This window comes from Cupriavidus sp. H18C1, from assembly GCF_049311595.1.
GTDB classification, from domain to species: domain Bacteria; phylum Pseudomonadota; class Gammaproteobacteria; order Burkholderiales; family Burkholderiaceae; genus Cupriavidus; species Cupriavidus cauae.
Genome location: NZ_CP186008.1, coordinates 1,893,589 through 1,914,507, shown reverse-complemented (window position 1 = coordinate 1,914,507; position 20,919 = coordinate 1,893,589). Strand labels below are relative to the sequence as shown.

Genomic DNA, 20,919 nt, shown 5'->3' with positions numbered 1-20,919 from the left:
TTACCTGGTGTATATTCGCGCCAATTCCTGGGCCATCGCCGATTTATCAGGTGGATTTGCATTTCGGCCATATTGGAATGCGATTGTCGCAACGGCTGCGTATCGGTTTGCCACGCAATACCGTTGCCCATTCGGGAGCGCCGTAAATCAACGCATTTTGGACCCGGGAAAAAATGACAAATCTCTCGCGCCATGCCGCAATTCGCCCGCGGCACCCATTGCAGCGGCCGACCCAATGGCTGCTGTTGCTGTGCCTGTGCTGTCTGTCGCTGCTGTCCGCATGCGGCGGCGACGATGACGATGACAAGCAGGCGCCGGCCCCAACCCCGACGCAGCAGGCGCCTGCCGGCCTCAGCTATGACATGTCGTCGGCCGTCTACGAGATCGACAAGCCCATCGTGCCCAATCGTCCCAGTGCGAGCGGCGGTGCGATCGAGCGCTACGCCATCGCACCGGCGTTGCCGGATGGGTTGGTTCTCGATGCCGCCACGGGGATTATCTCGGGGACGCCCACCGCGGTCACTCCGTCGACAGTCCATGTCGTGACGGCGCAGAACGGCGCCGGCAGCGCGACCGCCAGAGTGCAGATCGAAGTGCGGAAGACTCCGGTGGCCCCAAGCCAGTTGGCTTATCGGGAGCCCGCCGTCGTCTACACCGTGGGTGAGCCCATTGCCGCGAACGGACCGACCAATGGTGGCGGACCGATCGATGCCTACACCATCACGCCCGTGCTGCCCGCGGGGCTCGCGTTCGATACGCAGACGGGAGTGATCACTGGCACGCCAGCCGCCGCGGCGGCCGAGGCAACCTATACCGTGACGGGACGCAATGCGGCCGGGGAAGCGACGGCGATGCTGCGCATCGCCGTGGAAGCCGCCGTTGTGGCTCCATCCGGCCTTGCCTATACGCAGCCATCTGCGCTGTATGTCGCAGGCGAAGCGATCGTTCCCAATACGCCTGTCGTTACCGGCGGCGCGGCGGCGAGCTTTTCGGTGAGTCCCGCCTTGCCCGCGGGCCTGAGCCTGAACAGCCAGACCGGCGTGATTGCCGGCACCGCGACCACGATCCAGCCGCAAGCCGTGTACACGGTTACCGCGACCAACCGGGCCGGCAGTACGCAGGCCACGATCCGGATCGGCGTGACCGCGCGGGGCAGCTGGATAACGGCGCATTCCCTGCCGGGTCCCATGCACTACATGTCCGCGACGACCCTGAACAATGGCAAGGTCCTCGTGGCCGGCGGCTACCTTGCGTCGGCGGCCAGTGTTTCGTCGTTTCTCTATGACCCGGTCACCGATCTCTGGGCAGCGACGGCGAGCATGGTCAGTGCCCATGTCGAGGCGACCGCTACGCGTCTGCAAGACGGTCGGGTGCTCGTCGCCGGAGGCAACACGGCGACGGCGGAGCTCTACGATCCGGCCACCGGCAGCTGGCAGTCGGCCGGCAGCATGGCGTACAGCCGCACCCGGCATACCGCTTCGCTGCTGCCGGACGGCAAGGTGCTGGTCATCGGCAGCAGCACCAGCGGCGCGGCGTCCACGACGGCAGAACGGTACGATCCGGTCACCAATACCTGGACGTTGCTGGCGACGCCGCTGGCCTTTCCGCGGGGTCAGCATGCGGCGACGCTGCTGCCCGGTGGCGATAAGGTGCTTCTGGTTGGGGGTCTCGGGCCGGGAGGACTGGTCGGGGCGGCGGAGCTGTATCCGGTCGGCGATACCGGCAGCAGCACGCCGCTGGCGTTCCCCCGGCGGCACGAGCACAGTGGCCGAGTCCGTGTTGTTGGCCAATGGGAAGGTCCTCATGACCGGCACCGGCGATACGGCGTGGCTCTATGATCCCGTCGCGTCGACATGGACGCCCAGCACCATGCATGCCGAACGTTTCCTGCCCGCGATGGCGCTTCTGGCGGACGGTCGCGTGCTTGTCGCCGGCGGCGCCACCTCGGCGGGCACAACGGCGACCGCGGAAATTTATAACCCGGACGTCAACGTCTGGACCGTAGCAACCAGCATGTCGATGCCACGGAGCCGGGCCGCGCCATCGCTGCTCCAGGACGGCAGCGTTCTGGTTGTCGGCGGCGCCGATTCGAGCGGCAATCTCGACATCGTGGAAAGGTATCGACCGTAGACAGGGCCGGGCTCGAATTGCGAGCCCCAACAAAAAAGCCCCGCCGGCAGGCGGGGTCTGATTCAGGCGACTCGGGTAGCCATCGCGCCATGCGCCGACGCGCTTGGCGGCGTCTCAGCCCACCGGGATCGGCGTGGCGGCGATGCTCTCGTTGAAGCCATTGACGAGCGCATGCTCTCCCGCGCCGGGGTTGTCGCGCAACGGACGTGCCGCTTCGACCAGCACTTCTTCCGCATCGGTCGCCAGCGCCGCCATGGTTTGCTCGATGAAGGCATCGAGCGGCATCGCGCGCGGGTCGTCGCTCTTCTGGATCAGGTCCGTGTTGACCCAGGGCGGCGCGATTTCCTGCACGCGCACCGAGGTGTGGCGCAACATGAAGCGCTGCGACAGCGCGTAGGAATGCAGCGCGGCCTTGGTCGCCGAGTACACCGCGGTGTTGGCAAGCGGCACGTACGCCAGCACCGACGTGTTGTGGATCACCACCGAGCGCGGCTGGCGCTTCAGGTGTTCGATCAGCGCCGAGGTCATGCGGATCGGGCCGAGCAGGTTGGTGGTCACGGTGGCCTGCATGGTCGCCTCGTCGATCGCGGCGTCGGCCTGATCGAAGGGCATGATGCCGGCGTTGTTGATCAGCACGTTGAGCCCGGGATAGCGGGCAGTCAGCTCGCTTGCCGCGCGCGCGATGCTTGCGGGGTCGGCGATATCCAGCTCCACCGCGTCCATGCCCGGGTTGGCCTTGGTCACTTCGTCCAGCAGATGCTTGCGGCGGCCGCCGATGATGACCTGGTTGCCGAGCTTGTGGAAGGCTTCCGCCAGGCCGCGGCCGATGCCGGAGGTGCCGCCGGTGATGAAGATGGTGTTGTCGGTGAGTTGCATGTCGATGTCCTGTTTCGCTGTATCGCTGTATCGCTGTATCGGTCAAAGGGGATTCGGCAGCTCGCACTGGAGCCCATTGGCCCTGCCGTGCCGCTGGTGCCCGATGCGTTGCCGTCTGAGCTCATTCTGGTGGAAACCGGCGATGGCTCAAATGACCAAAAAACCGCAATAAGGGACACGGGGAAAGGCCGGCCGATTGGCGGCCCTGCCGCTACAATGGCCGGCATCCAATCGGCGGAACCCTCCAAAGGGGACATCATGAGCGCGCGCATTGCCCTGGTCGTCTATCCCGGCTTTCAGATCCTCGACATGGCGGCACTGACCGTCTTCGAGCTGGCGAACGAGCTGTCGTCGCAACCGCGCTACGAGATTGCGGTGGTGTCCGCCGACGGCGGCATGGTGGCCGGATCGTCGCGCGTCAAGATCGAGACGCAGGCAATCGGCAGGCGGCACTACGACACCTTGCTGGTCGCCGGCACCACGACGCAAGCTCCCACCGAGCCCGCGCTGATCGCGCAGTTGCGACGAGCGGCGCCGCGCGCCAGGCGCATCGCCAGCATCTGCACCGGTGCCTTCATCGTGGCGGAGGCGGGACTGCTGGACGGACGCCGGGCGACGACGCACTGGGCGCTGGCGCGCGAACTGCAGCAGCGCTTTCCCGCGGTGCAGGTCGATGAGGACAAGATCTTCGTCAACGACGGGCCGGTGTGGACGTCGGCGGGCATGACGGCCTGCATCGATCTCGCGCTGGCCCTGGTGATGGCCGACCTCGGCGATGCGCTGGCCAAGTCCATCTCGCGGATGATGGTGGTGCACTACCGCCGCACGGGCGGGCAATCGCAATTTTCCACGCTGGCTGCGCTCGAACCCAAGTCCGACCGCGTCCGGCTCGCGCTCGACTTCGCGCGCGAACATCTGCACGAGCCGCTATCGGTCGAACAGCTGGCCGAGCACGTGCATTGGAGCAAGCGGCATTTCAGCCGGGCGTTCCAGGCACAGACCGGCATGTCGCCTGCGAAGGCGATCGAGAAGCTCCGCCTCGAGGCGGCCCATGCGCTGATCGAGGCAGGCGAGACGTCGATCGGCAGAGTCGCGTCGCAAACGGGATTCGGCGACGAGGAGCGGATGCGGCGGGCCTTCCTGCGTTCGCTCGGCAGGCCACCGCAGGCGCTGGTAAGGGAAGCGCGGGCGCGACACGGCGGCAACGGCATTGCCGGCGCAGGGGTATTGCGCGCGGCATAGTGCCTGGCATGTGCGTGGGATGTGCGTGGCATGGCCTGGCATAGCGGCCGACCGATCCACAGAAAGGCGGTGCGGAGCCTTGTGCCCGGGTCATACGCGGACAAGAATACGGTCCCGCACCCTTGGAGGCAACCCAATGACCACCGCACACGTCTTCATCGCCACCAGCCTGGATGGCTTCATCGCCCGCCCCGACGGCGATATCGGCTGGCTCCTGCAGCGCGACGATCCCGACGAGGACCATGGCTACACGGAATTCATCGCGGACAAGGACCTGATCGTGATGGGACGCGGCAGCTATGAAAAGGTGCTCAGCTTCGATCCATGGCCTTACGACCGGCCCGTGCTCGTGCTGTCCAGGCAGTTGGCGGATACGCCGGTACCCGAGGCGCTGAAGGGCAAGGTCCGCTTTGCCAACTGGACGCCGACGGAAGCGATGGAGGCACTTGCGCGCGAGAACGTGCGTCGCGTGTATGTCGACGGCGGGCAGCTGGTGCAGTCATTCCTGCGCGAGGGCCTGATCGCGGACATGGTGATCACCACGGTGCCGGTGCTGATCGGCTCCGGCAGGCCGTTGTTCGGCGCACTGCCGCACGACATCGACCTTGCGCTGGTATCGAGCCGCAGCTTTCCTTCGGGGCTGGTGCAGTCGACTTATCGGGTGATGCCTTGAATGTCCTGAATGCCCCGGGTCTTCTGAATCTTCTGAGCCGGCCATAAAAAAACGCCCGGCCGTTGAACGGTCGGGCGTCTTGCCTCGGCTTGAACAGGCCGCCGTGCTACGGCGCTGCGCGATCACACATCGATATTGCGTGCCACCAGCGCATTCGACTCGATGAAGTTGCGGCGCGGCTCGACCTCGTCGCCCATCAGCGTCGTGAAGATCTGGTCGGCCGCGATCGCGTCCTCGATCTGTACCTTCAGCAGGCGGCGCTGCGTGACGTCCAGCGTCGTTTCGAACAGTTGCTCGGGATTCATCTCGCCCAGGCCCTTGTAGCGCTGGCGGGACACGCCGCGCTCGGCTTCCGACAGCAGCCACTGCATCGCGCCGTGGAAATCGTTGACGGTCTGCTCGCGCATCTTCTCGCCTTCGCCGCGGCGGACCTTGGTGCCGACCGGGATCAGGCCCTGGAACGTCTTGGCGGCGAGCGCCAGCGCCGCGTAGTCGGCGCCGTGGACGAAGTCGGAATCGATGTGCGACAGGCGCACGTTGCCGTGATGGCGCCGGGCCACCATCAGGCGGTGCTTCTCGTTCTTCTCGTCGAACTGCGCGTAGACGTCGGCGGTGCCATCGTCGTTGACCGCGGCGCCGTTCAGGCGCTTGGCGTGCATTTCCGACAGCTTGGCCTTCAGCGCGCGGGCCGAGGCTTCGGCGGCTTCGGCGGAGTCGAGGTTCAGTTCGACGCCGTCGGCGATCGCGCGCAGCGCGTCGCTGTCGACCACGCGCGACAGGCGGCCGATCACCGCTTCGGCGAGCTGGTACTGGCGCGCCAGTTCGGTCAGCGCTTCGCCGGTGATCTCGCTGCCGTCCGGGCGCAGCAGGCTGGCCTTTTCCATCGCCAGGCGCAGCATGTACGCGTTCAGCTCGTTGTCGTCCTTGATATAGCGCTCGTCCTTGCCGTGCTTGACCTTGTACAGCGGCGGCTGCGCGATATAGACATAGCCGCGCTCGATGATGTCGGGCATCTGCCGGTAGAAGAAGGTCAGCAGCAGCGTGCGGATGTGCGAGCCGTCGACGTCCGCATCGGTCATGATGATGATGCGGTGATAGCGCAGCTTGTCGAGGTTGTAGTCGTCCTTGCCGATGCCGGTGCCAAGCGCGGTGATCAGCGTCAGCACTTCCTGGCTCGACAGCATCTTGTCGAAGCGCGCGCGCTCGACGTTCAGGATCTTGCCCTTGAGCGGCAGGATTGCCTGGAACTTGCGGTCGCGGCCCTGCTTGGCGGAGCCGCCTGCGGAGTCGCCCTCGACCAGGAACAGTTCGGACAGCGCCGGATCGCGCTCCTGGCAGTCGGCGAGCTTGCCGGGCAGGCCCATGCCGTCGAACGCGCCCTTGCGGCGGGTCATTTCGCGGGCCTTGCGCGCGGCTTCACGCGCACGGGCGGCGTCGACGATCTTGCCGCAGATGATCTTGGCGTCGTTCGGCGTTTCCAGCAGGAAGTCGCCCAGCGCCTTCGATACCAGTTCCTCGACCGGCAGCCGCACTTCCGACGACACCAGCTTGTCCTTGGTCTGCGAGCTGAACTTGGGCTCGGGCACCTTGACCGACAGCACGCACGACAGGCCTTCGCGCATATCGTCGCCGGTGGTCTCGACCTTGGCCTTCTTCGCGATCTCGTTTTCTTCGATGTACTTGTTGATGACGCGCGTCATCGCCGCGCGCAGGCCGGTCAGGTGGGTACCGCCGTCGCGCTGCGGGATATTGTTGGTGAAGCAGAGCACCTGCTCGTTGAAGCCGTCATTCCACTGCATTGCCACTTCGACGGTAATGCCTTCCTTTTCGGCATTCGCGTAGAAGATATTCGGATGCAGCACCGACTTGGCGCGATTGATGTATTCGACGAAACCCTTCACGCCGCCGGAGAAGGCGAAATCCTCTTCCTTGCCGGTGCGCTGGTCGGTCAGGCGAATATGCACGCCGTTATTGAGGAACGACAGTTCGCGGATGCGCTTGGACAGGATCTCGTAGTGGAACTCGACGTTGGTGAAGATTTCCTGGTCGGCGAGGAAGTGCACCTCGGTGCCGCGCTTGTCGGTCGGGCCGAGCACCTTCATCGGCGAGACTTCGACCGGCTGTCCGTCCGGGCCGTTGACCGTTTCGACGATGCGGTTCTGCACCGCGCCCTGGGCGAATTCGATGAAATGCGCCTGGCCGTCGCGGCGCACCGTCAGGCGCAGCCATTTCGACAGCGCGTTGACGCAGGACACGCCGACGCCGTGCAGGCCGCCCGAGACCTTGTAGCTGTTCTGGTTGAACTTGCCGCCTGCATGCAGCTCGGTCATCGCGATTTCCGCGGCGCTGCGCTTGGGCTCGTGTTTGTCGTCGAACTTGATGCCGGACGGAATGCCGCGGCCATTGTCGGTGATCGAGATCGAGTTGTCGGTGTGGATCGTGACCTGGATTTCCGTGCAGTAGCCGGCCAGCGCTTCGTCGATGGAGTTGTCCAGCACCTCGAACACGAGGTGATGCAGGCCGGTGCCGTCCGAGGTGTCGCCGATATACATGCCCGGCCGCTTGCGTACCGCCTCCAGGCCTTCCAGGATCTGGATCGAGGAGGCGCCGTAGCTGTTTTCCTGTTGCGGGTTCTGCTGTTGGGTCATGTTTTCCTACTCACGGCAAATGCGGGGAGCGCGGCGCGCCGGGTTACGACGCGGCCATCGGCCCCTCCGCATGGCGGTTACATAAAAACGGCAAAGGGGCGGATCGCCATGATCCTGCCCCTGCTACTGCGGGTCGGTCGCACGGGCTGTTTGCCCGCCGCGAGAGCCGTAGCCTGCCGTTCGATGCTCCGGATTCTGCGTATCTTGCGATCCTTTACCGGAACATCAGATGCGCATCGGCATGACGACGTACTTGAAGTTGTCGTCTTCCGGCACGGTGATCAGCGCGCTCGAATTCGAGTCGCCGAGGCTGACCTGGACCTGCTCGCTCTTGAGGTTGCCCAGCACGTCGAGCAGATAGGTCACGTTGAAGCCGATATCGAGCGCATCGCCCGAATAATCGAGTTCGAGCTCTTCCTGCGCCTCTTCCTGGTCGGCGTTGGTCGAGCTGATTTTCAGGGTGTGCGTATCGAGAATGCAGCGCACGCCCTTGAACTTGTCGGTGGTCAGGATCGCGGTGCGTTGCAGTGCCTGCTGCAGCTTGATGCGATCGATCGCGAAGGCGTTCTTGTAGCCCTTCGGAATCACGCGCTGGAAATCGGGGAACTTGCCTTCGACCAGCTTCGAGATCAGCTCGACGTTGGCGAAGGTGAACTTGATCTGGTTCGCGGCCAGCTGCACCTGCACCGGATCGTCGTTGTCCTCGAGCAGGCGTTGCAGTTCCAGGATGGTCTTGCGCGGGATGATGACTTCCTGGCGCGCGCCGCCGCCCGCGGCTTCCTGTTCGAGCTCGACCGCGCAGTAGGCCAGGCGGTGGCCGTCGGTGGCGACCGCCATCAGCTTCTTGCCGTCGACCACCAGCAGCATGCCGTTCAGGTAGTAGCGGATGTCCTGCTGGGCCATGGCGAAATGCACCATCGCCAGCAGATGCTTGAACGTCTTCTGCGGCAGCGTGACGCTGGCGTTGAACTCGGTGGCCTCGGCCACCGTCGGGAATTCCTCGGCGGCCAGCGTCTGCAGCGCGAAACGGCTCTTGCCCGATTGCACCGTCATCCGCTTGTCCGACAGCGACAGCGCGACATCGCCGTCGGGCATCGCACGCAGGATATCGAGCAGCTTGCGCGCGGCCACGGTGGTGGCCACGTCGTCGCTGCCGACGCCGCATTCGGCGTGCGTGGTGATCTGGATTTCGATATCGGTGGACAGGAAGGAGACGTTGGCGCCGGACTTGCGGATCAGCAGGTTGGCCAGGATCGGGAGGGTGTGGCGGCGCTCCACGATGCCGCTCACGATTTGCAGCGGACGCAGCAGATTGTCTCGCGAGGTTTTGACCAATTGCATTGAATATGTCCTTCGTCGTTTATAGTCAGCGTCCGCCGGGTGTTTTGCGCAACTCCAAAATCACTTAGGAATCAAGGAGTTAATGTCGCATTTTACCTCGGATCGGGCGGCTCGGCAAAGCCGGACGATGTGTGGCTCGTCTGCATATTGTGCATCAAAAGCCACGATCCCCCCAATATTTGCCGGCGGCCCGCAAAGCCTTGTCCCGCGCGGGTTTGCGGGTTGCCGCCGGGCTTTTCCGCGCCCGCGGCGCGCGCGGCGCGCAGACCACAGTATGCCAGCCCGCGCTACCCGTCCCGCAAAATCCCCAGCGCCGGGTTTTCAACCCTTCAGGGTCTGTTCCAGAACGTGCAGTTCGTGATTGAGCTGGGCGTCCTTGCTGCGCTCGTCGGCGATCTTGCGTACCGCGTGCAGCACGGTGGTGTGGTCGCGTCCCCCGAACAGCTCGCCGATCTCAGGCAGGCTCTTCTGCGTCAGTTCCTTGGCCAGATACATCGCGATCTGCCGCGGCCGCGCGATATTGGCAGGCCGCTTTTTGGAATACATATCGGCGACCTTGATGTTGTAGAAATCGGCGCAGGTCTTCTGAATGTTTTCTACCGAAATCTGCCGGTTCTGTACGGTCAGCAAGTCCTTCAGCGCTTCCCGGGTGACCTCGATCGTGATGTCCTTGCCGTGGAAGTTCGAGAACGCGAGGATCTTGCGCAGCGCGCCTTCCAGTTCGCGCACGTTCGAGCGCAGGTGCTTGGCGACGAAGAAGGCCACTTCCTCCGGCACCGAAACGTTTTCCGCGGCGGCCTTCTTCATCAGGATCGCGACGCGCATCTCCAGCTCGGGCGGCTCGATGGCGACGGTCAGGCCCGAGTCGAAGCGCGAGATCAGCCGGTCGTCGATGCCGGTGATTTCCTTCGGATAGGTATCGCTGGTGATGATGACCTGGGCGCGATTGGCGATCAGCGCCTCGAACGCATAGAAGAATTCTTCCTGCGTGCGGTTCTTGCCGGAAAAGAACTGGATGTCGTCGATCAGCAACAGGTCGAGCGAGTGGTAATAGCGCTTGAACTCGTCGAACGCCTTGCGCTGATACGCCTTGACCACATCGGAGACGTACTGCTCGGCATGGATATAGCGGATCCGGGCGCGCGGGTTCTCCATCAGCATGAAGTTGCCGATCGCGTGGATCAGGTGGGTCTTGCCCAGGCCGACGCCGCCATACAGATACAGCGGGTTGTATGACTTGCCGGGATTGTTGGCGACCTGGATCGCCGCGGCGCGCGCCAGCTGGTTCGCCTTGCCGGTGACGAAATTGTCGAAGGTCAGGATCGGGTTGAGCCGCGAACGCTCATGGACCGTGTCGGCCGGCTGCTGGCCGGGCATCGGTTGCTGCGCGACGCGATACGAACGCGCCGCGGCCTCGGCCGGGTCCAGTTGCGGCACGTCGACATCGACCACGTCGGCGCCGATCGGCTGGCCGCCACCGGGGTAGGGAGCGGCCTGCGGGTTGCCCATGCCGGCGCCGATGCCGCCGTGGATGCCGCCATAGCCGGCCGGCGCGGCAACGCCGGCACCGGGTTGCTCCGGTGCGCCGTACATCAGCGCGCCTGGCCCGGGCGCCTGGCCGCCGTGCGCCGGCGGCTGGCCCATCGCCTGGCCGGCGCCGTAGGCCGGCGCCAGATGGGCGGCCGGACCCACGCCACCGGGGGCGGCCGGATCCTGGGCAGGACCGTACGGGCCGCCCGGATTGCCGGGGGCCTGATAGCCGTTCGCTGCCGCACGCCCCGACGCCGTAGGGTCGAGGACGAAGTGGACGCTCACCTGCGCTTCCCAGTACTCGCAGGCCAGCGCGGTGATGCGCCCGGAGAACTGGCTCTTGACCCAGTCGAGCTTGAAGCGGTTGGGCGCGGCAATGCGCAGCGACAGGGCGTTCTCATCGAACGCGACCGGCGCGAGCGGCTTGATCCAGGTTTTGAACTGTTGAGGCGTCAGTTCGCGCTCGAGCTGCGCGGCTGCCGCCTGCCAGAAATCTTGCATCGGTTGTTGTTGGGTAGTGCCACGGCTGCCTGGCGTCACGTCAGCAGTCTTTCGAGTCCCAATAAAAAACGGGCGCCGCTGTCTCCCGAGTGCCGGCATGACCGCTACCGCAGCCGGCTTGTCGGATCCCCCCGCCCGCCAAGCCGCCTAACCGTCATGTCCTGCACACCTCGGGTTGTGCGTGCGCCACGCAGGCCGTGTTGTGTTTGGACCGGGATTGTACCCCCCGGCCCAAGTTATCCACAAAGGATAAGTCTGTGGACAACTTGTGAAAATTCGGTGGATGACTGTGCACAACCTGGAAGCGTGCAGCGCCGCAGCCGGCACTTATAGAGGGCAATCGCTTGATTTAAAAGGGGATTGTCCTTCGCATCACGCGGAAAAAGCGGTGTTTGGGCCACTCCAAAATGTGCTTCGCACCACTGTGGACAAGAAAACGGGCTTGCCAGCCTATGCGTGCACCCGCACAGCGGCATCCTCCCACGGCAGCCTTGACAGGCGCGCAGAAAATCCGTTAAATGGCGGGTTCTGCGATGCGGCAGGGGATCACGTATGCGCATCGCCGGGTCTGACCCGCTTCATTTCTTGAGCGGCGGCGGACCTGAGCTCGGGTCGCCCGCGCCAGCCGCGCGGTCATCCCGCCCAGCCTGCGTCGCGAGACCTGTATCGCGACACCCAAGGCCGGCGTCAGGTCAGCTTCAGGACAATCACAAGCGTCGGCAGTACCGCATCCGCGGCGGCCCCCATGCGAACCATACGCGGCAGCCAAGGCCCCTAGCCGGCCGGGCGTGCCCAGATCAACCAGAGAGTGCAACATGAAACGTACCTACCAACCTTCCGTTACCCGCCGCAAGCGTACCCATGGCTTCCGCGTGCGCATGAAGACCCGTGGCGGCCGCGCCGTGATCAACGCGCGCCGCGCCAAGGGCCGCAAGCGCCTGGCAGTCTAAGGGCCGGGTGACGGGACGGCGGCCCGCATCGATGCAGCCGGCAACCGCTGGCGCATGATGGCGGGACCCGGCGCGGTCGTGTCCCGGCCGCCGCCCTTGCCGCTGTCCCTTCTTGCCTTGCCCCCCAGGACGGCCCGGCAACGCGTGCCAGCCCAGTCTGACCAGCGTGCCGACCCATGCCTTCCCCAAAGCCGCGAGGCTCACAAAGACGGATGAGTTTTCATCCGTTTTTGCTTTGCGCCCGCGGCGCCGCAGCGCCCATTTCGTGCTTTACGTCCGTGCGAACGGCCAGCCGCAGGCTCGGCTCGGCATCGTGGTCGGCAAGAAGTTTGCGCCGCGCGCCGCCGAGCGTAATCTGGTGAAGCGCATGGTGCGGGAACTGTTCCGCCAGCGGCAGGACCAATTGGTCGGCCGCGACGTGTTGCTGCGATTGCAGGCCAAGTTCCCGCGCACCGAATTCCCCAGCCGCCGTGCAGTCCGGCTGGCCTGCCAGGCCGAACTGGCCGAGCTGATGGAAGTCGCCGCCCGGCCCCTGCCGTCCGCTCCGCCCGCTGCGCTCACCTCGCCTTCCGGCGCCTGATCGAGGGCACCGACATGAAGCCTATCCTGCTTGCCCTGCTGCGCTTCTACAAGATCGCGCTGAGTCCCTACCTGGGCTCGCAGTGCCGCTTCCTGCCGACCTGTTCCGATTACGCCCGCGAAGCCATCGTCGCTCATGGCGCCGCGCGCGGCAGCTGGCTGGCCGCCCGCCGGCTGTGCCGCTGCCATCCCTTCGCGCAAGGCGGGTATGATCCGGTGCCGCCTTCGCGCGACGCCGGCCGCCCGACGGTCAGCGTCCGGCTGCCCAGACCCTGAATTCCCAGATACAGCGAGACATGGATATCAAACGCACCATCCTCTGGGTCATCTTCTCGATGTCCCTCGTGCTGCTCTACGACAATTGGCAGCGCGCCAACGGCCACGCCTCGATGTTCTTCCCGAGCGCCTCGCAACCGGCCGCGACCAGCACGCCGGCGAGCGCCCCGCAGGCGCGCAGCGACGTGCCCAAGGCGGTGGGCGGCGCGTCCCCGACCGGCACCCCGGCAGCCGCGCCGCAGGCGCCTGCGCCGGCCGGCGAGAAGATCGTCATCACGACCGACGTGGTCCGTGCCGAGATCGATACCGCGGGCGGCATCCTGTCTCGTCTCGAACTGCTGCGCCACAAGGACGAGGCCGGCAATCCGGTCGTGCTGTTCCAGCGCAGCGCCGCGCATACCTATATGGCGCGCTCGGGCCTGATCAACGGCGACCTGCCGAACCACACGACGGTGTTCACCGCCGCGCCGGGTCCGCGCGACCTGGGCAATGCCGGTTCGCTCGACGTCGTGCTGACCGCCGAGAAGGACGGCGTGCGCTTCGCCAAGACCTACCGCTTCCAGAAGGGCAGCTATGTCGTCGCGACGCACTTCGACGTGACGAACAACCGCGCCCAGCCGGTCTCGCCGACGCTGTACATGGAACTGGCGCGCGACGGTACCCACGTCGAGCAGTCGCAGTTCTACAGCACCTTCACCGGTCCGGCCGTCTACACCGACGCGGACAAGTACCACAAGATCAGCTTCGAAGACATCGCCAAGGGCAAGGTCACGCTGCCCGCCCCGTCGGACAACGGCTGGGTCGCGATGGTGCAGCACTACTTCGCCTCGGCCTGGCTGCCGCAGACCGGCAAGCAGCACAGCTTCTACGTCGAGCAGATCGATCCGAACCTGTATCGCGTCGGCGTGCAGCAGCCGCTGGGCGAGATCGCGCCGGGCGCGACGGTGTCGACCGATGCGCGCCTGTTCGCCGGCCCGCAGGAAGAGCACATGCTCGAGCAGATCGCACCGGGCCTGGAGCTGGTCAAGGACTACGGCTGGCTGACCATCCTCGCCAAGCCGCTGTTCTGGCTGCTGGAGAAGCTGCACGGCATCCTGGGTAACTGGGGCTGGTCGATCATCGCGCTGACCGTGCTGATCAAGCTGGTGTTCTTCCCGCTGTCCGCGGCGAGCTACAAGTCGATGGGCAAGATGAAGGACCTGCAGCCGCGCATGACGGCGATCCGCGAGCGTTACAAGAACGACCCGCAGAAGATGAACCAGGAGATGATGGGCCTGTACCGCACCGAGAAGGTCAATCCGCTCGGCGGCTGCCTGCCGATCCTGATCCAGATCCCGGTGTTCATCGCGCTGTACTGGGTGCTGCTGTCGTCGGTCGAGATGCGCGGCGCGCCGTGGCTGGGCTGGATCAAGGACCTGTCGGTGCCCGACCCGTTCTACATCCTGCCGATCGTGATGGCCGTGTCGATGTTCGTGCAGACCAAGCTGAACCCGACGCCGCCGGACCCGATCCAGGCCAAGGTGATGATGATCATGCCGCTGGTGTTCTCGGTGATGTTCTTCTTCTTCCCGGCCGGCCTGGTGCTGTACTGGGTGGTCAACAACATCCTGTCGATCGCGCAGCAATGGCAGATCAACCGGATGCTGGGCAAGGGCAAGACTCCGGCGCCGGCCAAGGGCTGAGCCCGACCGGCACCTCGCCGCAGGAAGCCCGACGCGAAAGCGTCGGGCTTTTTCTTTTGGACGGCCGCCGGGCCCAAAGACGACCATGCGCCGCATCAGGCGAGGTCGTTTCCTACACTGTAGCCAGGTGGATTGACAGCGGGCCGGCGCGAGTCGCCGGCCCCCACAGGGCGACATGGGCACTCTCACACTGAAACGCCGGATGCGCGCGCTCGACGCCTTTGCCGCGTTGGCCGCCGCCGATCTGCAGCGGATCGCCGACGCGCTGCGCGCCATGGACCGGCGCGACCGGCCCGACGACCTGCATGCCCTGCGCGTGGCGGTGCGCCACCTGCGTGCCGTGCGCTGGGTCTTCGCGCCGGCGCTGCCGGGCGCGGTGGCGGCGCGCTGGCGCATCGTGCTGCGGGACCTGATGCGGGCCACCGGGCCGGTGCGCGACTGGGACGTGTTGATCGCCGACACGCTGCAGCCCGCGCTGTCGCGCCAACCGGGCGATCCGGTGCTGCTGGCGCTGCTGGACACCGCGCAGTCCCGCCGCGAGGCGGCGCGCGCGACGCTGCTGTCGGTGCTGCATGCGCAGCGCAGCCAGACCTTGCCGGTGCTCGACGACGACCTGGCCGCGCTGCGGCACCGCGCGGTCGACGGCATCCCGGGCAAGGCCAATGCGCCGCTGGGCCGGCTGGCGCGCCGGCGCGTGCGCAAGGCGCGGCGCAGCGTGCGGGCGCTGAAGGCGCGCTGGCGCGATCTGGGCACGGAGGCGGACCTGACGCTCGCGCCGGCGGCCGACGTCCTGCACGCGCTGCGCGTCGCCGGCAAGCGCCTGCGCTACGCGATCGAGGCGGTTGGCCCGGTGCTGCCCGGGCGCTACACCGGACGCGTGCATCGCAAGCTGGTCGCCCGCCAGGCCAGGCTCGGCGCGCAGACCGATGCGGCCAGCGCACGCGGCCTGCTGTCCGCGCTGCTGTCGGGCCCAGGCGCCGACGCGCCCTTCGAGGGAGCCGAGATGCCGATGGCACCCACCGGCTCCCCCCCGGATGGCCATCCAACCGGTGGCGGCCCAACCGGTGGCAGCGCAACCGGCGACATCCAACCGGTGGCCTCCAACCCGTGACCTCCAACCGGTGACGTCCAACCAGTGACCTCCAACCAGTGACCTCCAACCAGTGACGCCGGCGCCGCGTTGATCTGCGACAATACCGCCCTATGACCGCCCAGCCCAGCATCGACACGATCGCCGCCATCGCCACCGCGCCCGGACGGGGCGGCATCGGCGTGGTCCGCGTGTCCGGACCCGAAGCCGGCACGATTGCGCGCGCGATCTGCGGCCAGTCCCTGACGCCGCGCCGCGCGACCTATTTGCCCTTCCTCGACGGCAAGGGCGAGGTGATCGACCACGGCATCGCGCTGTTCTTCCCCGGCCCGCATTCGTACACCGGCGAGGACGTGCTCGAGCTGCAGGGCCACGGTGGCCCGGTGGTGATGCAGATGCTGCTGACGCGCTGCCTGCAGGCCGGCCGCGAAGTCGGGCTGCGCCTGGCCGAACCGGGAGAATTCACGCGCCGCGCGTTCCTGAACGACAAGCTCGATCTGGCACAGGCCGAGGCCGTCGCCGACCTGATCGAGGCCAGCACCGAGGCCGCCGCGCGTTCGGCGGCGCGCTCGATGGAAGGCGCGTTCTCCGAGGCGATTCGCGCGCTGGTCGAGCAGGTGATCCATCTGCGCATGCTGGTCGAGGCCACGCTGGATTTCCCGGAGGAAGAGATCGACTTCCTCGAGGCCTCCGATGCGCGCGGCCAGCTCGATACCATCCGCACCGCGCTCGGCGGCGTGCTGGCGCAGGCGCGGCAGGGTTCGCTGTTGCGGGAAGGCTTGTCGGTGGTGCTGGCGGGCCAGCCCAACGTCGGCAAGTCGTCGCTGCTCAATGCGCTGGCCGGCGCGGAACTGGCCATCGTCACGCCGATCGCCGGCACCACGCGCGATCGCGTACGGGAGACCATCCAGATCGAAGGGATCCCGCTGCATATCATCGATACCGCAGGACTGCGCGAGGACGCGGTCGACGAGGTCGAGCGCATCGGCATCGAGCGCACCTGGGAAGCGATCGGCCGCGCGGACGTGGTGCTGCACCTGATCGACGCCACCGACTATCTGCAGCACGGCTTGTCCGAGATCGACGACGCGATCGACGACCGCCTGTCGGGCCATCTGCCGCCCGGCGCGCCGATCCTGCGCATCGTCAACAAGATCGACCTCGCGCCCGCGGTCGGCGCCATCACCTTCGGCGGCAACCGCCCCCACGTGGTGGTCGCCAATGGCCCCAATCCGACCGAGATCTGGATCTCGGCGCGCACCGGCGCCGGCATCGACCTGCTGCGCCGCGAACTGCTGCGCGTGATCGGCTGGCAGGCCGGCAACGAAGGCGCGTTCCTCGCGCGCGAGCGCCATCTGAACGCGCTGCGCAGCGCCCAGTCGCATCTGGACCTCGCCGCCGAGCGCGCCGATCAGCAGGACAAGGCGCTGGACCTGTTCGCCGAGGAATTGCGGCTGGCGCAGGAACACCTGAACAGCATCACCGGCGAGTTCACCAGCGACGATCTGCTGGGCACGATCTTCACGCGGTTCTGCATCGGCAAGTAAGGCAGGCCCTTGGGTTGACGGGTTGACGGGCTGACGGGCTGTGGGGTTGGTGGGCTGACGGATTGACGGTTTTGACGTCAGCCCTGCGCCGACCCTCGCTTCGTCCCCCGCGCCGCCACCATCAGGATTCCCCCCGCAATCAGATTCGCCGCCACCGCCGCCAGGATCGGCAACGTATAGCTGCGGCTCGCATCGAACGCGTAACCGGCCGCGCTCGGCCCGATCAGCGTGCCGAAGGCCACGCTGGTGTACAGCACGCCGATGATGCCGCCGACATTGCGGCCGCCGAACAGGTCCATCACCACCGCAGGCAGCACCGCGACCCAGCCGCCGTAGCAGGCGCCGAACAGGAAGGCGAACAGGGCCAGCATCCAGAAGCCGGTGGCGACGGCCCAGATCACCAGCGTGAACGCCAGCGCGATCACCGTGCACAGCAGGAAGCGCTGGCGGCCCATGCGGTCGGCCAGGCTGCCGAGGAAGAAGCGCCCGGCGGTGCTACCGATGCCGATCACGCCCAACAGCAGCACCGCCGAGCCCTGGGCAATGCCGAGGTCCTGCGCGTGCGGCACCAGATGGACGAAGGGCACGAAGACGCCGAACGAGGCGATCAGGCAGGCCGCATAGAGGCTGATGAACTGGCGCGTCCGCACCGCGTCGCGCACCGATAGATCGGCCGACGGCGGCGCGGCGTGGTCATGGACCGGCAACGGCTCGCCGTCCGCTGCCAGGCCACGCTCGCGCGGATCGTTCTCCAGCAACAGCGAGGCGCCCACGCCGAGCACCGCGGCCAGCACGCCCAGCGTCAGATAGGCGTCGCGCCAGCCCATGCCGTCGATCAGCAGCGCGGCCAGCGGCGGCATCGCCAGCGTGCCGACGCCGATGCCGCTGACCGCGAGCCCCGAAGCGAGGCCGCGGCGCTTGACGAACCAGCGCTGCACCGCGCCCACCGCCGGCACATAGGCCAGACCGACGCCAAGTCCCACGCCCAGCCCATAGGCCGCATAGACCTCGACGATATTGCGCGCGACGCTCGCCAGCGCCAGTCCCGCGCCGACCAGCAGCATGCCGGCGATGCAGAGGCGGCGCGCGCCCCAGCGGTCGGCCAGCGGTCCGCTGACGATGCCCAGCGCGAAATACAGGAAGCCCGCCAGCGAGAACACCAGCGACACCGCGCCGCGCGACGCGCCGAATTCGCGCTGCAAGGGCTCGATGAACGCGCTGAAGGTATAGGCGCTGCCGAAGCCGACGAAGGTCACCGCGAACGCGGCCGCCACCACCCACCAGCCGTAGAACACGCGCTGCTTGAACACCAGTGTCGTCATGTCAGTTCACCGGATGTTGGCGATGCCAGCCGGTGGCGCCCTGGAAGGCGGCGCCCGCGCGCACCAGCATCGCTTCGCCCAGATGCGGGGCGACGAGTTGAAAGCCGATCGGCAGCCCTTGCCGCGACAAACCGCCTGGCAGCGTGAGGGTCGGATGGCCGGTCAGGTTGAAGGGACAAGTGTACCGTTGCAGCCCCGCGATCAGCGCCGGCTGTTCGCCAAGCGTGCGCACCGCGGCCAGCGACAGCGGCGCATACGGATGCACCGGCGTCAGCAGCAGGTCGACGGTTCGCAGCAGCGCGACCATGCGGCCGCGCAATTGCGCGCGGCGCAGCAGGATCCGCTGATAGTCGATGCCGGACAGCGCGCGTCCCGCCTCGATCACCGAGGCGAGCACCGCGCCATATTCGCCGCGCCGCGCAGGGTAGGTGGCGGCATGCGCGACGGCCGCCTCGACCGCGCAGTTGGCGGCCCAGTCGTCGGCCAGTCCGCTGCCGGCGCGCACCGCGTCGGGAACGCGGACATCGACCAACGTCGCGCCGAGTGCTCGCAAAACTTCGGTGGCCGCACCGACGATGGCCCGGACTTCGGCATCGACGCCGTCGCCGTTCCAGTCCGCATCGATGCCGACGCGGACGCCGCGCAGGTCCGTCGCGATCGCGCCAAGGCAGTCGGGCACCGGCTCGTGCAGCGCGGTCGGGTCCTCCGGGTCCACGCCGGCAATGGCCTGCAGCAGCAGACCGGCATCCGCCGCGCTGCGCGCCATGGTGCCGACATGGTCCAGCGACGGCGCCAGTGCAAACACGCCATGCCGGCTGACCCGGCCCCACGTCGGCTTCAGCCCCGTCACGCCATTGGCGGCCGACGGCCAGCGGATCGAGCCACCGGTATCCGATGCGATGGCGCCATGACAGAGGCCGGCTGCCGTGGCCACGCCGGCGCCGCTGGACGAGATGCCAGGCCAGTAGTCGGCGTGCCACGGGTTCACCGGCGCGGTCACCGAGGGGTGATGGTCCGAATACGCGCCTTCGGTCAGCTGCAGCTTGCCCAGCAGCACCGCGCCCGCGTCCCGGAGCCGCCGGACCACGGTGGCGTCCCGGTCCGGCCGGAAGTCGCGATGGATCGCCATGCCGGCGGCGGTCGGCACGCCCTCGGTCCAGCACAGGTCCTTGATGCCGATCGGCACGCCATGCAGCGGGCCGCGATACCGGCCGGCGGCGATTTCGGCCTCCGCTGCTTCGGCCTGGGCCATTGCCGCGTCGGCCATGACGACTGCGTAGCTATGCAGCGCACCGTCGAGCGCAGCGATCCGATCGAGCTGCACGCGGACCACGGTGGTCGGCGAGACCTCGCGCCGCCGGATTTGTGGGGCAAGTTCGGTGATGGGAAGCAGATGCGAGGCGGTCGCCATGTTTTTATCGGATGCCATCCAAGGTTAAGTAGAATTGAACCGGCCCTGCGCCAGACCGTACCCGATGCTGCGCTGACATGGCCAGATAACGCCCCAAACTTAACTTTTCCGCTGCACGCCGGCAAACCAGATTCCGTGCGCTTTTCGCCTTAGAAAATCTAATGTCAAACCAGAAGTTGCCACCGCTCAATGCCTTGCGGGCCTTCGAGGCCGCCGCCCGGCATCTGTCGGTCAAGCACGCCGCCGAGGAGTTGTGCGTGACAGCCGGCGCGGTCAGCCAGATGGTCAAGGCATTGGAGTCGCACCTTGGCGTCAAGCTGTTCCAGCGGGTCAACCGCGGCATCTACCTGACCGAAGCGGGGCGGGCCTATCTGCCGCCGGTGCGCAACGCATTCCGGCAGATCAAGGAGGCGACGGGCCGCATCGCGGCGCCCGCCGACACCGGCCTGCTGAACGTCAGTGTCACGCCTTTTTTTGCGGCCGCGTGGCTGGTGCCGCGCCTGCAGTCGTTCCAGCAGGCGCATCCGGACATCGACCTGCACGTGATCACCACCACCGCGCTGGCCGACTTCACCCGCGACGGCGTGCACGTCGCGGTCCGGCACGGCCTGGGCCAATATCCCGGCCTGCACAGCGAGCGGATCCTCGCCGTGGAGATCGTGCCGGTGGCCGCGCCGGCGCTGGTGCGCAAGCTCGGCATGCCGGCCACGCCCGCCGATCTGCTGCGCTGGCCGCAGGTCCACGACACCGAGCGCAAGGGCTGGCATCTGTGGTTCCAGGCGCAGGGCATCGACGAGATCGAGCGCCCGCGCGGACCGTCGTTCGACGATTCGAGCCTGCTGTGGAAGGCGGTGATGGCCGGGCAGGGCGCCGGCCTGCTGCCGGCCGCGATGGTGTCGCGCGAACTGGTCGACGGCTCGCTGGTCCGGCTCGCCGACGTCACGCTGCTCGATGCCTTTGCGTATTACCTTGTCTATCCCGAGGAAAGCCACGCGCGCGCGAAGATTGCCGCGTTTCGCGAGTGGATATTGGAAGAGGCGGGCCGCGCCGGTTCTTCCTAGCCGCCGCATCCCGTCCTCGATATCGGTGCGCATGGCGATCGCACGATGGCGCCCTGCGCT

At 66.8% G+C, this 20,919-nt stretch carries 17 protein-coding genes; 11 read left to right on the top strand and 6 right to left on the bottom strand.

Features of this window, described 5'->3' with window-relative positions; all coding sequences use genetic code 11:
- Nucleotides 1-173: 173 nt before the first annotated feature.
- Together OJJOAM_RS08905 and OJJOAM_RS08900 are read left to right on the top strand one after the other, a co-directional pair.
- Nucleotides 174-1,838, top strand: a complete 1,665-nt coding sequence (locus OJJOAM_RS08905; RefSeq protein ID WP_422647741.1) for a putative Ig domain-containing protein — start codon at nucleotides 174-176, stop codon at nucleotides 1,836-1,838.
- Nucleotides 1,804-2,130 (top strand): hypothetical protein, encoded by a 327-nt coding sequence (locus OJJOAM_RS08900; RefSeq protein WP_422647740.1) that lies wholly within the window; start codon nucleotides 1,804-1,806, stop codon nucleotides 2,128-2,130. The genes OJJOAM_RS08905 and OJJOAM_RS08900 overlap by 35 nt, the downstream gene beginning before the upstream one ends.
- 114 nt (nucleotides 2,131-2,244) lie before the next feature.
- Here OJJOAM_RS08900 and OJJOAM_RS08895 read toward each other — a convergent pair whose 3' ends face one another.
- Nucleotides 2,245-3,006 (bottom strand): SDR family oxidoreductase, encoded by a 762-nt coding sequence (locus tag OJJOAM_RS08895; RefSeq protein WP_422647739.1) that lies wholly within the window; start codon nucleotides 3,004-3,006, stop codon nucleotides 2,245-2,247.
- 258 nt (nucleotides 3,007-3,264) lie between these two features.
- Here OJJOAM_RS08895 and OJJOAM_RS08890 point away from each other — a divergent pair, with 258 nt between their 5' ends.
- Together OJJOAM_RS08890 and OJJOAM_RS08885 are read left to right on the top strand one after the other, a co-directional pair.
- A complete protein-coding gene (locus OJJOAM_RS08890) occupies nucleotides 3,265-4,248 on the top strand; it encodes a GlxA family transcriptional regulator (RefSeq protein ID WP_422649544.1) in 984 nt (327 codons plus the stop codon).
- Nucleotides 4,249-4,384: 136 nt separating this feature from the next.
- Complete coding sequence (locus OJJOAM_RS08885) at nucleotides 4,385-4,921, top strand: dihydrofolate reductase family protein (protein ID WP_422647738.1); 537 nt, start codon at nucleotides 4,385-4,387, stop codon at nucleotides 4,919-4,921.
- A gap of 122 nt (nucleotides 4,922-5,043) precedes the next feature.
- Here the strand turns inward: OJJOAM_RS08885 and gyrB are convergent, their stop codons facing one another.
- The 3 genes from gyrB to dnaA all read right to left on the bottom strand — a co-directional run bounded on the left by gyrB (nucleotide 5,044) and on the right by dnaA (nucleotide 10,941).
- Nucleotides 5,044-7,569: a DNA topoisomerase (ATP-hydrolyzing) subunit B gene (gene gyrB, locus OJJOAM_RS08880; protein ID WP_422647737.1), complete on the bottom strand. Its 2,526-nt coding sequence runs from the start codon at nucleotides 7,567-7,569 to the stop codon at nucleotides 5,044-5,046.
- Between the two features lie 225 nt (nucleotides 7,570-7,794).
- Complete coding sequence (gene dnaN / locus OJJOAM_RS08875) at nucleotides 7,795-8,910, bottom strand: DNA polymerase III subunit beta (protein ID WP_422647736.1); 1,116 nt, start codon at nucleotides 8,908-8,910, stop codon at nucleotides 7,795-7,797.
- A 321-nt stretch (nucleotides 8,911-9,231) separates the two neighbouring features.
- Entirely contained in the window at nucleotides 9,232-10,941 is a 1,710-nt protein-coding gene (gene dnaA, locus OJJOAM_RS08870) for a chromosomal replication initiator protein DnaA (protein ID WP_422647735.1), read from the bottom strand.
- A gap of 815 nt (nucleotides 10,942-11,756) precedes the next feature.
- On the opposite strand from dnaA, the gene rpmH reads away from it, so the two are divergent.
- The 6 genes from rpmH to mnmE all read left to right on the top strand — a co-directional run bounded on the left by rpmH (nucleotide 11,757) and on the right by mnmE (nucleotide 17,065).
- The gene (gene rpmH / locus OJJOAM_RS08865; protein WP_006578231.1) at nucleotides 11,757-11,891 is read left to right on the top strand and encodes a 50S ribosomal protein L34; all 135 of its coding nucleotides are present in this window, start codon (nucleotides 11,757-11,759) and stop codon (nucleotides 11,889-11,891) included.
- 166 nt (nucleotides 11,892-12,057) lie between these two features.
- A complete protein-coding gene (gene rnpA, locus OJJOAM_RS08860; RefSeq protein ID WP_149317610.1) occupies nucleotides 12,058-12,471 on the top strand; it encodes a ribonuclease P protein component in 414 nt (137 codons plus the stop codon).
- Between the two features lie 14 nt (nucleotides 12,472-12,485).
- Nucleotides 12,486-12,746, top strand: a complete 261-nt coding sequence (gene yidD, locus OJJOAM_RS08855; protein WP_149317364.1) for a membrane protein insertion efficiency factor YidD — start codon at nucleotides 12,486-12,488, stop codon at nucleotides 12,744-12,746.
- A 20-nt stretch (nucleotides 12,747-12,766) separates the two neighbouring features.
- On the top strand, nucleotides 12,767-14,428 hold the full coding sequence (gene yidC, locus OJJOAM_RS08850; protein WP_422647734.1) for a membrane protein insertase YidC: 1,662 nt from the start codon (nucleotides 12,767-12,769) through the stop codon (nucleotides 14,426-14,428).
- A 175-nt stretch (nucleotides 14,429-14,603) separates the two neighbouring features.
- Nucleotides 14,604-15,539 (top strand): CHAD domain-containing protein, encoded by a 936-nt coding sequence (locus OJJOAM_RS08845; RefSeq protein ID WP_422647733.1) that lies wholly within the window; start codon nucleotides 14,604-14,606, stop codon nucleotides 15,537-15,539.
- Between the two features lie 92 nt (nucleotides 15,540-15,631).
- Nucleotides 15,632-17,065: a tRNA uridine-5-carboxymethylaminomethyl(34) synthesis GTPase MnmE gene (gene mnmE, locus OJJOAM_RS08840; protein WP_422647732.1), complete on the top strand. Its 1,434-nt coding sequence runs from the start codon at nucleotides 15,632-15,634 to the stop codon at nucleotides 17,063-17,065.
- A 77-nt stretch (nucleotides 17,066-17,142) separates the two neighbouring features.
- Here the strand turns inward: mnmE and OJJOAM_RS08835 are convergent, their stop codons facing one another.
- Together OJJOAM_RS08835 and OJJOAM_RS08830 are read right to left on the bottom strand one after the other, a co-directional pair.
- Nucleotides 17,143-18,387, bottom strand: a complete 1,245-nt coding sequence (locus tag OJJOAM_RS08835; protein ID WP_422647731.1) for an MFS transporter — start codon at nucleotides 18,385-18,387, stop codon at nucleotides 17,143-17,145.
- A gap of 1 nt (nucleotide 18,388) precedes the next feature.
- Nucleotides 18,389-19,798: an amidase gene (locus OJJOAM_RS08830; protein ID WP_422647730.1), complete on the bottom strand. Its 1,410-nt coding sequence runs from the start codon at nucleotides 19,796-19,798 to the stop codon at nucleotides 18,389-18,391.
- 161 nt (nucleotides 19,799-19,959) lie between these two features.
- Here OJJOAM_RS08830 and gcvA point away from each other — a divergent pair, with 161 nt between their 5' ends.
- Complete coding sequence (gene gcvA / locus OJJOAM_RS08825; protein WP_422647729.1) at nucleotides 19,960-20,859, top strand: transcriptional regulator GcvA; 900 nt, start codon at nucleotides 19,960-19,962, stop codon at nucleotides 20,857-20,859.
- Nucleotides 20,860-20,919: the final 60 nt, after the last annotated feature.

Coding starts and splice junctions, on each gene's coding strand:
- OJJOAM_RS08905 (WP_422647741.1), top strand. CDS start 174: ATGACAAATCTCTCGCGCCATGCCGCAATTCGCCCGCGGCACCCATTG.
- OJJOAM_RS08900 (WP_422647740.1), top strand. CDS start 1,804: ATGACCGGCACCGGCGATACGGCGTGGCTCTATGATCCCGTCGCGTCG.
- OJJOAM_RS08895 (WP_422647739.1), bottom strand. CDS start 3,006: ATGCAACTCACCGACAACACCATCTTCATCACCGGCGGCACCTCCGGC.
- OJJOAM_RS08890 (WP_422649544.1), top strand. CDS start 3,265: ATGAGCGCGCGCATTGCCCTGGTCGTCTATCCCGGCTTTCAGATCCTC.
- OJJOAM_RS08885 (WP_422647738.1), top strand. CDS start 4,385: ATGACCACCGCACACGTCTTCATCGCCACCAGCCTGGATGGCTTCATC.
- gyrB (WP_422647737.1), bottom strand. CDS start 7,569: ATGACCCAACAGCAGAACCCGCAACAGGAAAACAGCTACGGCGCCTCC.
- dnaN (WP_422647736.1), bottom strand. CDS start 8,910: ATGCAATTGGTCAAAACCTCGCGAGACAATCTGCTGCGTCCGCTGCAA.
- dnaA (WP_422647735.1), bottom strand. CDS start 10,941: ATGCAAGATTTCTGGCAGGCGGCAGCCGCGCAGCTCGAGCGCGAACTG.
- rpmH (WP_006578231.1), top strand. CDS start 11,757: ATGAAACGTACCTACCAACCTTCCGTTACCCGCCGCAAGCGTACCCAT.
- yidD (WP_149317364.1), top strand. CDS start 12,486: ATGAAGCCTATCCTGCTTGCCCTGCTGCGCTTCTACAAGATCGCGCTG.
- yidC (WP_422647734.1), top strand. CDS start 12,767: ATGGATATCAAACGCACCATCCTCTGGGTCATCTTCTCGATGTCCCTC.
- OJJOAM_RS08845 (WP_422647733.1), top strand. CDS start 14,604: ATGGGCACTCTCACACTGAAACGCCGGATGCGCGCGCTCGACGCCTTT.
- mnmE (WP_422647732.1), top strand. CDS start 15,632: ATGACCGCCCAGCCCAGCATCGACACGATCGCCGCCATCGCCACCGCG.
- OJJOAM_RS08835 (WP_422647731.1), bottom strand. CDS start 18,387: ATGACGACACTGGTGTTCAAGCAGCGCGTGTTCTACGGCTGGTGGGTG.
- OJJOAM_RS08830 (WP_422647730.1), bottom strand. CDS start 19,798: ATGGCGACCGCCTCGCATCTGCTTCCCATCACCGAACTTGCCCCACAA.
- gcvA (WP_422647729.1), top strand. CDS start 19,960: ATGTCAAACCAGAAGTTGCCACCGCTCAATGCCTTGCGGGCCTTCGAG.